This window comes from Acinetobacter sp. ANC_7511, from assembly GCF_056779975.1.
Map to the genome: position 1 here is coordinate 1 of NZ_JBWYIY010000045.1, position 1,101 is coordinate 1,101.

Genomic DNA, 1,101 nt, shown 5'->3' on the forward strand with positions numbered 1-1,101 from the left:
ATTGCAGAAGCACAAACAGCAATCGATAACTTAGAAGATGAGGCAGCACAAGCCGAGCTACAAGCACAGTTAGATGGTATTGCTGACTTGAGTGTACCGCCAGTGAGTGGTTCACTCGAAGAAGCGACCGACTTGGTGACAGCAGCAGAACAATTGCGAGCGGAGAAGCAAGCAGCCCTCGAGGCCTTAGCCGATGCAGATGACAATGGCGTAACCACACCAGCAGAATATGCAGCAGCCTTGGCTGAGCTTGAAGCAGCACAAGCAGAAGTAGATGCAGCGATTGCAGCGGCTCAAGCAGCACTGGATGAACTGGCGCCAAGTGAGGCACAGGCAGCATTACAAACACGATTAGATGCCATCGCAGACCTGACTGTACCGCCTGTCAATGATGAAGATGGCAATGGTCGTGATGATGCGATTGATGCTGCAGCAGGTCTTGTACAAGAAGCGATTGATCTTAGAAATGAGAAACAAGCAGATCTAGAAGCCCTTGCAGATTCAGATGGAGATAATAAAGTTTCCCAAGAAGAATACGAAGCAGCATTAGCGGCGTTAGATGCCGCGCAAGCAGCAGTCGATGCTGCGATTGCAGAAGCACAAACAGCAATCGATAACTTAGAAGATGAGGCAGCACAAGCCGAGCTACAAACACAGTTAGATGGTATTGCTGACTTGAGTGTACCGCCAGTGAGTGGTTCACTCGAAGAAGCGACCGACTTGGTGACAGCAGCAGAACAACTGCGAGCGGAGAAGCAAGCAGCCCTCGAGGCCTTAGCCGATGCAGATGACAATGGCGTAACCACACCAGCAGAATATGCAGCAGCCTTGGCTGAGCTTGAAGCAGCACAAGCAGAAGTAGATGCCGCGATTGCAGCGGCTCAAGCAGCACTGGATGAACTGGCGCCAAGTGAGGCACAGGCAGCATTACAAACACGATTAGATGCCATCGCAGACCTGACTGTACCGCCTGTCAATGATGAAGATGGCAATGGTCGTGATGATGCGATTGATGCTGCAGCAGGTCTTGTACAAGAAGCGATTGATCTTAGAAATGAGAAACAAGCAGATCTAGAAGCCCTTGCAGATTCAGATGGAGAT

The 1,101-nt window shown here is 50.4% G+C and carries 1 protein-coding gene; it reads left to right on the forward strand.

Annotated elements, in window-relative coordinates; genetic code table 11:
• Positions 1-1,101 (forward strand): GA-like domain-containing protein (locus AC1M9L_RS14720; protein WP_481592548.1); only part of this gene is annotated, 1,101 nt, incomplete at both ends.